Here is a 6,544-nt window from a genome sequence, read left to right as displayed (position 1 = left end):
ACGGCAGCGCGCCTTCCACCTGCACGCGGACCCAGAAAACGTGTCCTGGTTCGCTGCGCTGGGGCCGCACACCGAGAATCGTCGCCGACCCGGCGCGGAACGGTCCGATCGGACTCGGCGACGCTATCAGGGGATGCCGAGACCGACCGGTATCGGCGGGATTCTCCCTCATCGTGGGCGACACCGCCCGACTCCCGCCGACGATTGTTGGGCTACTGGTCGCGGCGCTCCAGCGGACGCTCGGCCAGCACCGGGAACTGCCCGGTGTAGCCCTCGCGCTCGGCGGCCAGGGCCGCCACCCGGCGCCGGGCGACGAACCAGCCGGCCACCATCAGCGGCAGCACCACGACCACCACGGCGATCAGCGCGCCGCGCTGGGTGGCGTCGCGACCGAACAGCATCAGCCCGAGCACCACCACAAGGAACAACAGCGCGGCGATGCTGGTGTAGGGCGCGCCCACCAGCCGGAACTTCGGACGCTCGACCAGCCCCTGCTTGGACCACTGCCACAGCTTCAGCTGGCACAGCAGGATCGCCGCCCACGCCGCGATGGTGCCCAGCGCCGACATGTTCAGCACGATCTCGAACGCCTTCGCCGGCACGATGGCGTTGAGCCCGACGCCCAGCAGCGCGACAGTGCCGGTAGCGAGGATGCCCACGTACGGCACGCCGCCCTTGGTCATCCGCGAAGCGAGCTTCGGCGCGCTGCCGTTCACCGACATCGACCGCAGGATGCGGCCGGTCGAGTACAGCCCGGCGTTCAGGCTGGAGAACGCGGCGGTCAGCACGATCAGATTCATCACCGAGCCCGCACCCTGGACACCCAGCTTCGAGAAGAAGGTCACGAACGGGCTGGTGCCGGCCTTGAATTCGGTGTACGGCAGCAGCAGTGACAGCAGCACCAGCGAGCCGACATAGAACAGCGCGATGCGGGCGATGACGGAGTTGATCGCGCGCGGCATGATCTTCTCCGGGTTCTCCGCCTCACCGGCCGCGGTACCGACGAGTTCGACTGCGGCATAGGCGAAGACGACCCCGGTGGTGGTCAGTACCAGAGGCAGCACCCCATGCGGGAACAGGCCGCCGTTCGACGTGATCACGCTAGGTCCGGTCGACGCGCCCGCAATCTTGAACCGCCCCACCAGGAAGACGATGCCGATCACCAGGAAGCTCACCAGAGCAACGACTTTGATCAGCGCTGCCCAGAACTCCATCTCGCCGAACCACTTCACCGACACCATGTTGATCGCGACGACGATCACCAGGGCGACCAGCGCAATCGCCCACTGTGGAATAGATTTCGTCGCGCCCCAGTAGTGGACGTATGTTCCGATCGCGGTAATGTCGACGATGCCGGTCATACACCAGTGGAAGAAGTATGCCCAGCCCACACCGAATGCCAGCTTCTCCCCGTAGAACTCGCGGGCGTACGAGACGAAGGAGCCCGAGGACGGCCGGTGCAGCACCAGCTCGCCGAGCGCCCGCAATATGAAGAAGACAAATATCCCGCAGACCGCATAGGCCAGGAACAGGCTCGCGCCCGCCTCCTTCAGCCGGGAGCCCGCGCCCAGGAACAGGCCGGTGCCGATCGCGCCACCGATGGCGATCATTTGCAGCTGCCGGGGGCGTAGCGCCTTGTGATAGCCGGCGTCCTCATGAGCATGCGCGTTCCCCGCAGCTCCGGTGGTTCCCGGTGATTGAACGGTGGTCATGATCGTGCCTTCCTGTGATACGGACCATGCCATTGACTGATGGAACGTACCAGTGATTGACGGCACACAGCAAGGGTTGCTGTCCAACCCGCTGTTGCGTTGTGGTTTCCTGGAGGACATGGCGGTGGATGCGGAGTTCACGATCAGCGCGTTGGCGCACGAGACCGGGATGACAGTCCGGACCCTGCGCGACTACAACGAGCGCGGCCTGCTCCCGCCGCCGCAGATGAAGGGCCGCATCGGGTTCTACAGCGAGGAACACCTCAACCGGATCCGCATCATCGGCCGACTGCTGGAACGTGGCATCACCCTCAACGGGGTCCGCGGACTGCTAGAGGCATGGGACCGCGGGGACGATCTGGCGGACGTACTCGGCGTCTCGGCGAGCACCGCTGCGCAGCCACAGCAACCTTCCCGCGCCCCGGCCGGGGAGCGGGTCGCCGCCACCGATCTCGCCGAGTACTACCGCGAGATCCCCGGCGGCCTGGCCCGGGTGGTCGCGGCCGGGCTGTACGAACCGCTCGACGCGGACAGCTATCGGATCACCGATCCCGAACTCGTCGACGTCCTCGATCAGCTGATCGACGCCGGAATCCCACCGGCACGCGCGCTCGACGACATCGACCGGCTACGCGCCGATTGCGACCATATCGCAAGGCAATTCGCGGATATGTACGAGCGCACCATCGTGCGTTCGTTCCGGCGTTCCGCCCGCACAGCGCAGGATGCGCGGGAACTGGCCGAGCATCTGACCGCCGCCCGGAAACAACCCAGGCGGGTGGTGTCCGGCTTGGTCGACCGGTTCGTCGCCCGCCATCTGGACTACCTGACCGAGCGGGAACTTGCCGACCTACAGCATGACCAACCCACGTAGGGCTCTGCGCCGAGCCCGCCGAGGCGGTATGAATCACCGGCCAGGGAGCTTCACCACCACGACTGGGGCCGCAACTCGTTGGCCAAGTCGACCAGCGCGTACCGTTGCGACGGATGCGGGGCCTCGCGGGCGATTCGGCGCAGCGTCCGTTCGATCCCTCCGCGTAGTTCCTTCTCGAGGTACCGCACGCCGAGGATGGCGGCGTTCGGGTCCTGCGGACGCCCACCGTGCCGTAGCCAGGCCAGGGCGACACCCAGGACGAGCGCGCGCATCTGCAGTACACGCGGCTCACCGGGAAGCTCTGCCAGCCGCGCGGCGGCATCCAGATCCGATTGGGTGAGTTCGGTGACCGGACGTGAGACGAGCAGCACGCATCCGGTCATCCGGGCCACGTTGTGGTGACGCGATATCTCGGAAACCTGTTGCAGCGTGGCGACGGCCGCGGCGGTGTCGCCGCCGGCGGCCAGCCGGCGCGCGAGGCCGAATGCCGCGCTCGCCACGCTACGGTCGGTATGCCAAACGGCCCGGTAGTACTCTCTCGCCGCGTGGCCCCAGCGAGCGAGATCCGCTGATCCACAGCGAGTTTCGAGCACCAGTTCGGCGGTCGCCGCCAGCGCCAGTTGCGGCGCGATCTCACCGGGAACCGCGGAATGAACGAGATCGAATTGCTCGTATGCCTTCTCGTAATCACCCATCGTGAGTTCGGCGAGCCCCGCATACCACCCGATACGCCAGTCCGTGCGGTGCCCCGGACGCAGTTCGGCGAGCTTGGCGCGGACATTCTCCACCTCACCCAGATCGAGGTGGGCCCGCACCTCCGCCAAAGTCCCTTCGAGTTCGAAGGATTCGTGTGTGGCGATCTTCCCGGCCAGCATGTTCCCACGCGCCTCGCGCAGCGTATCGACGGCCCGGTGCGGATCGCCGTGCAGCAGAGGTGACAGCAGGTCCGCGTTGGGGTCCTCGCTGTCGATCAGCGGTACCGGCAGTGCGGAAACAACACTCGGCGCGTCGAGAGTTGCCCTGTGGTGCACGCCGTCGAGAATGCCATCGGAGGGCCGGATGAGCGTATCGATCCCGAAATCGCCTCGCAGAGTGCCGAATACCGCAGACACCTGCGGATAGTGCCGGCCGGTGTCCTCGGCCAGGACGGCGCGCAGTACGCCGAGGAGTTGACGGTGCATGGCGTAGGCGGACGGAAAGCGTTGTACCGGGTCGTTGTCGGTGGCTACCGCCAGCAGGCGCGCGAACGATGGATAACGGCGCAGCACCAACTCGTGGTCCGGGCGGGGCAGGCCGGGCATTTTGTGGCCGTGCCGGTCGGTGGGCATCCGAAAGGTCAGTGCTGCCAGTGTGCGGCCAACCATGTAGATGTCGGAGGCCATGGTGGGCCCGGTCCGGGTGAATTCCGGCGCCTGATACCCGGGAGTTCCGTACAGGTTGCCACCGGACCGAAGGGCTGCGACCGCACCGAGGTCGATGAGTTTGACCTCATCCGCAGCGACCATGATGTTGGCGGGCTTGAGATCGTTGTACGCCAGGCCGAGCGAATGAAGATAGTCCAGCGCCGAGAGGATTTCCAGTGTGTAGGCTATGGCCTCGGCCACCGGGAGGTAGCCGAGGGCACGCCGATCCAACTCGGTTTTCAGCGAACGCCCGCCGACATACTCCATCACGATATAGCCGACCGGAGTCCCGTCCACGGAACGGTGCTTCACGAAGTTGAAGATCTTCACGATCGCCGGATGTGCCATCTCCGAAAGGAATTGACGTTCGGCCAGGGCGACCACGTTGGCCTCTATGTCGAGCGGATTCTGCAACCCCTTCAACACCACCCAGCGGCCGCTGACATTGCGATCGCGGGCCAGGAAGATCCACCCCATTCCGCCGTAGGCCAGGCAGCCGCATACCTCGTATTGACCCGCGACCAGGTCACCGGGCTCGAGTTGCGGCCGGAAATGGAATGGTGATCCGCAGTGCACGCAGCTGCCGCGGGGGACGCCGTGCTCGCCGGAGCCGGAACGCCCGACCGGCTGCCGGCATTTCCAGCAGTACCGTTTGTCCTCGGGCACCTCGGGATCCGACAGGATCGCAGAAGGTGGATCGACCAGCGCAACCCGCGGCATCGTGACCAGCCCTGCACCGAGCCGCCGCACACTCGGGCGAGACCGCGTCTCCGGATCCGCGCCGTCCTCGGGCAACGGTTCGGAGTTGTCCGGCGTCCACCGAGGCGTGCGGGTGACATCCGCCCGCCGAGTCGCCGATGGATCCGCCGCATCGGCGGCATCGGGCGCCCGCAGCGGCAGCGGGTGCGCTGATGGGCTGGAATCGTCGATCATTCGCCTTCTCGGGATTCCCGATAGTTCTCGCATACTGCTGCCAAGGCATCAATCCCGGGCAGTACTTGTTCCGATCGAACACCCGCGAAGCTCAAACGCATCGTATTGCGGTGCAGTAACGCATCATCAGCATAGAAGGCGCTGCCCGGCCTGAAGGCGACATCTCGCAGCAACGCACGATCCAAGGCCGCGTCGGCATCGAAACCCGGCGGGCCGTCCACCCATACGAACAATCCTCCGTCGGGTTCGGTCCACCGGAACCCGCCGGGAAAATACTTGTCGAGCGCCGTGCACAACAGCTGGAGCTTGGCCGAATACGCCTCCGTGATCGTCTGCAAGTGCTCGGCCATGAACGGGCTCGCCAGGAATTCGGCCGCAATGGCTTGGCAGAGGGTCGACGTCTGCATGCCGATGCCGTGCTCGAGTGCCGATACCGTGCTCAGTACGTCCGGGGGCAACACCGCGATTCCTATTCGGATCGCGGGTGCCAGTGTCTTGGACAAGGACGTGATGTACACGGTGTTGTTCGGCGCGAAGGCCCAGAACGCCGGTATCGGTCTGCCGCGGTAGCGAAGATCGGCATAGACGTCGTCTTCAACCGCCAGGGCATTTCGGCGAACAATTACCTCGGCCACCTCCGCCCTTCGTGTCGTGGGCATCGTCCGGCCCGTGGGATTCTGGAACGTGGGAAGCAGATAGACGAGGGCCGCCGAGGTGCGTGCGAGAGCCTCGTCGAGCGCCTCCGGAAGGAGACCTGCCTCGTCGGATTCGACGCTTGTCACGGTTGCCCCATAGCTCTGAAACATCTCGAGGGCGGGACCGTGGGTGGGGGTTTCCACAAGAACCACGTCGCCGGCGCCGAGTACTGCCCTACACACGTTGTGCAGTGCTCCGGATCTACCCGTTGCAATGTGAATATTGTCCGCGGGACATCGAATCCAACGCTCCGACAACAGGTGGGCAGCCTGTTCCAGTAACGGCCCGAATCCCTGGGGCATGCCGTATTGCAGTGCCCGATTTCCGTATTTGGTCATCACGGTGTCGACCAGACCCGGTACGAGTTCGCCCGGCAATAGTGTCGTCTCCGGCGCTCCCGCGGCAAAGGATATGACCTCTGGGCGACGGCCCAGCAATGAAAACAACTCATCGATGGCACCGCTTCTTATCGTCCCGGTCGGGCCGAACCGTTTAGTGACAGCCAACTTACCCGCCCAACATCTTTCGTGACCCAACATACTTTCATGACCCAACGCGGTTCACAGCGGAGGAAGATGGGCGATCTGGACCATCTCCTCACCACGGGTGCGCGTGATCAACGTGCCCCGGCGGGGTGGGAGTTTGCTCGGGCGCACATCACCGACAGATCGCGGTAGGGACCGCCCTCACGGGCGGCCCCCCACACAGATCCCAGCGTGCGGAACTACCGCACTGGGCTCCCGCCTCGGATTTTGGCGTCGAAGCGCACTTCGGGAAACTCGCGCTTCACGCGAGCGGGCGGCAACCACTTGGCGGTAAGTCGGTCCATTCCACGAATCGCGTCGGGTGTCGCTGCGATCCTGTCCATCGAAACTCCACTCCTAATAATGGCTGTCGATCCACAGTGCATCGTAAACATACCGGAC

At 65.2% G+C, this 6,544-nt stretch carries 4 protein-coding genes; 1 reads left to right on the top strand and 3 read right to left on the bottom strand.

Annotated features, from left to right (window positions below):
• Nucleotides 1-212: 212 nt before the first annotated feature.
• Entirely contained in the window at nucleotides 213-1,712 is a 1,500-nt protein-coding gene (locus ABZW16_RS42565; protein ID WP_354961848.1) for an amino acid permease, read from the bottom strand.
• Nucleotides 1,713-1,764: 52 nt separating this feature from the next.
• Here ABZW16_RS42565 and ABZW16_RS42560 point away from each other — a divergent pair, with 52 nt between their 5' ends.
• The gene (locus ABZW16_RS42560) at nucleotides 1,765-2,586 is read left to right on the top strand and encodes a MerR family transcriptional regulator (RefSeq protein ID WP_354961847.1); all 822 of its coding nucleotides are present in this window, start codon (nucleotides 1,765-1,767) and stop codon (nucleotides 2,584-2,586) included.
• Nucleotides 2,587-2,636: 50 nt separating this feature from the next.
• Here ABZW16_RS42560 and ABZW16_RS42555 read toward each other — a convergent pair whose 3' ends face one another.
• Both ABZW16_RS42555 and ABZW16_RS42550 read right to left on the bottom strand, forming a co-directional pair.
• Nucleotides 2,637-4,922, bottom strand: a complete 2,286-nt coding sequence (locus ABZW16_RS42555) for a tetratricopeptide repeat protein (RefSeq protein WP_354961846.1) — start codon at nucleotides 4,920-4,922, stop codon at nucleotides 2,637-2,639.
• Nucleotides 4,919-5,956 (bottom strand): PLP-dependent aminotransferase family protein, encoded by a 1,038-nt coding sequence (locus tag ABZW16_RS42550; protein WP_354961849.1) that lies wholly within the window; start codon nucleotides 5,954-5,956, stop codon nucleotides 4,919-4,921. Before ABZW16_RS42550 ends, ABZW16_RS42555 begins: the two co-directional genes overlap by 4 nt.
• Nucleotides 5,957-6,544 lie beyond the last annotated feature (588 nt).

The organism is Nocardia sp. NPDC004604 (assembly GCF_040609795.1).
Taxonomy (GTDB): Bacteria; Actinomycetota; Actinomycetes; order Mycobacteriales; family Mycobacteriaceae; genus Nocardia.
The sequence above is the reverse complement of the archived record's forward strand: the minus strand, read 5'-3'. Positions and strand labels throughout refer to the sequence as shown.

Excerpts from the sequence above, each read along its gene's own strand:
- ABZW16_RS42565 (WP_354961848.1), bottom strand. The coding sequence starts at position 1,712 with ATGACCACCGTTCAATCACCGGGAACCACCGGAGCTGCGGGGAACGCG.
- ABZW16_RS42550 (WP_354961849.1), bottom strand. The coding sequence starts at position 5,956 with ATGACCAAATACGGAAATCGGGCACTGCAATACGGCATGCCCCAGGGA.
- ABZW16_RS42555 (WP_354961846.1), bottom strand. The coding sequence starts at position 4,922 with ATGATCGACGATTCCAGCCCATCAGCGCACCCGCTGCCGCTGCGGGCG.